Origin of the sequence: Streptomyces viridosporus (assembly GCF_002078235.1) — a bacterium.
GTDB lineage: Bacteria > Actinomycetota > Actinomycetes > Streptomycetales > Streptomycetaceae > Streptomyces > Streptomyces viridosporus.
Genome location: NZ_MSGP01000687.1, coordinates 1 through 2,672, shown reverse-complemented (window position 1 = coordinate 2,672; position 2,672 = coordinate 1). Strand labels below are relative to the sequence as shown.

Below are 2,672 nucleotides of genomic sequence, written 5' to 3'. Positions count from 1 at the left end.
GCGCTGCGGGCGCTGCGGCGGGGGTTCCCCGGGCACGAGCTGGTGCTGGCCGCGCCCGCAGCGCGGGGACGCCGGCGAGCAGGTCGCCGAGGCCGAGGGCCCGCAGGACCAGGAGGCGGGGCCGCGGGGCGGTCCCGCCCGTCGCGGCCCCTGCCCGCCGCAGGGCGTCCGGTCCGCCGGTCGCGGGGTCTTCGTGGCCGGACCGCGGGGCGGCGCGGTGGTCGTGGCGCGGTCCGGTCATCGCGTCGCCGACCACGACGAGGGGTGCCTTGCCGTTCATGTCACCTCCCGGTGCTCCGGCCGCCCGTGGGTCCCGTGTCCGCGCTCCGCCCCCTCCCGTTCTCCGGCGCCGCGTCGGACGCCGCGCACGGCGCAGGCGCGCGCCGCGTCACGGTGGGTGTGCGCCGTGGCGCGGTGGCCGCGCCGGGCCGCGCCGCGTACGCGTTCCGGCCACCGGCGTCGGCGCCGCCGAGCGCGGCGAGCGGACCCGCGTGCCCGGGCACCGCGGCGCTCCTCATCGGGTCACCTCCTTCAGCAACCGCTCCCAGTCGTCCAGGAAGCGGGCCAGCCCGTAGCGGGCCAGCGCCGCCGCCCGCGCGCCCTCGCCGACGAGGCGGGCGCGCGGCGGGTCGGCGACGAAGTCCCGCACGGCTTCGGCGAGGACGTCGATCCGGTTGGAGACCACCCCGGCACCGGGCGGCACCGCCTCGGCGACCTCGGTGGTGGCGAGCGCGACCACGGGCATGCCCAGGTGCATCGCCTCGATCAGGGACAGGCCGAGGGAGGTCCAGCGCACGGGGTGGACGTAGACCCGTCGGCGGGCCATCTCCGCGTGCAGCCGGTCCTGCGTCAGTTCGTAGGAGCGGCAGCGGCCGGCGGGCAGGCCGAGGTGGCCGGCGAGGCCCTCGGTGCCCATGCCGAAGACGTCGAGGGGCGCCGCCCCGGCGAAGACCGGCAGCAGGTCGGTGCCGGTGGTACGGCCGCGCCGCACCGGTTCGTTGACGACGACGGCGGCGCGCGGCAGCTCGCCGGTCCACAGGGGGCCGGGGTCGACGATGCCGTGCTCGATGACGGTGGCCGGGGCCGGACCGGCGTCCCACATCAGGCGGTTGAAGTGGGTGACGTGGACGAGGGTGGTGCCGGGGATGTCCGCGGCCGGGTGGCGGGTGTCGGGCACGTTCCCGTGCGGGGCGTTGTGCTCCAGGTAGACCAGGGGCGGGCGGCGGCCCAGCCACCGGTCGACCAGGGCGAGTTCGTGCGGCCGTTGCAGCACCACGACGTCGATGTCCTCGTCGCGCAGGCGCTCCGGGGGCACCTCGACGACCGAGTCGGGCCAGTCGAAGGTGCGGGCGCGACCCAGCCCGTCGGGTCCGCGGTCCGGGGTGACGGGGACGACGCAGGTGTGCGGGCCCCGCACGAAGGCCGTGGTCCACGAGCCGTGCACATGCCAGAGCAGGATCCTCATGCCACCTCCACGAGCTTGCCGACGGCGGCGACGACGTCGAGCGCGGTCACGTCGTCCAGACACGGGTGGCCGGGCACGGGGCACTGCCGGGCCCTGGTGCCGGCGCACGGCGCCCGCTGGTCGCCGAGCAGCACGTACGGCACGCCGTACGGCCGCCACCGCTCGGCCGGGACGACCGGCGCGAACAGGGACACCACCGGGGTGCCGACGGCGGCGGCGAGATGCGCGGGGCCGGTGTTGCCGGTGACGGCGCAGGCGGCCCCGGCGAGCACTCCGGCGAGTTCGGCGGCGCCGGTCCGGCCGCCGAGGTCGAGGCCCCGGTCGCCGGCGACGTACGCGGTCAGCTCCCGCTCCCCCGCGCCGCCGGTGACCACCACCCGGTGTCCGGCGGCGGCGAGACCGCGCACCGCCTGCGCGCACCGCTCGGGGCTCCAGGCACGGGCGGGCACGCTGGCGCCCGGGTGGACGACGACGTACCCGGGCGGGCCGGTCAGTCCGTCGGCCGGGGGCGGTGGGAGCACCCGCAGCCGTCCGTCGTCGGTCCGGGGGAAACCGGCGGCCTCGGCGAGGTCGAGCGCGGCCTCCACCTCGTGGGCGTGCGGGGCGCGGTGGTGGCGCACGTCGAGGAGGGAGCCCGGGTAGTCCTCGCTGTCGGCGGCGAGGAAGCGGACCCCGGCCAGACGCAGCAGCAGGGCGGTGGGCAGCGGGGACTGGTGGAAGGAGGTGAGGATCAGCGCGGTGTCGGCCTCCACGGCGGCCACGGCGGCCACGAGTGCGTCGATCTCCTCGCGGCGCACCTCGGGCGGCTGGAACCCGGCCCAGGGGGCGTCCCAGACGAGGACCTCGTCCACGCCGGGCAGCAGCCGGGCGGCGGGGGCTCCCTGCGGTCCGCACAGCAGCGTGACGGTCTCGGCCCGGGCGGCGACGGCGCGCACGGCGGGCCCGGCGAGCAGGACGTCGCCGAAGTTGTCGAGGCGGGTGACGAGGGCCTTCACGCGCGCCTCCCCGTCACGTCCGCGGCTTCCCCGTCTCCCGCGTCCGCGGCTTCCCCGTCCCCCGCGCCGGGGGGCCGGGCGGTGGCCGTCCGGTGCCGCGGGAGCCCGTCCAGCACCGCTCGCACGGCGGTCGCGAGGTCCGGTGCCACGTGTGCGGCGGCGGCCGTCTCCTCGGGGCGGGTCCGCGGGGTGGGGACGAGGATGCCGTGGGC

General features: G+C 78.4%; 2 protein-coding genes and 2 pseudogenes. All 4 read right to left on the bottom strand.

What is annotated here, in order from left to right; genetic code table 11:
• A pseudogene (locus B7L92_RS43150) lies at positions 1 to 280 on the bottom strand (hypothetical protein); the annotation flags it as partial.
• A 234-nt stretch (positions 281 to 514) separates the two neighbouring features.
• A complete protein-coding gene (locus B7L92_RS35825) occupies positions 515 to 1,465 on the bottom strand; it encodes a glycosyltransferase (protein ID WP_081241366.1) in 951 nt (316 codons plus the stop codon).
• Positions 1,462 to 2,460, bottom strand: a complete 999-nt coding sequence (locus B7L92_RS35820; RefSeq protein ID WP_081241365.1) for a glycosyltransferase family 9 protein — start codon at positions 2,458 to 2,460, stop codon at positions 1,462 to 1,464. Before B7L92_RS35820 ends, B7L92_RS35825 begins: the two co-directional genes overlap by 4 nt.
• A pseudogene (locus B7L92_RS43145) lies at positions 2,457 to 2,672 on the bottom strand (haloacid dehalogenase); the annotation flags it as partial. The gene B7L92_RS35820 and the pseudogene B7L92_RS43145, both read right to left, overlap by 4 nt.

Bases quoted from the DNA above. Each gene is read 5' to 3' on its own strand.
- B7L92_RS35825 (WP_081241366.1), bottom strand. From the start codon at position 1,465: ATGAGGATCCTGCTCTGGCATGTGCACGGCTCGTGGACCACGGCCTTC.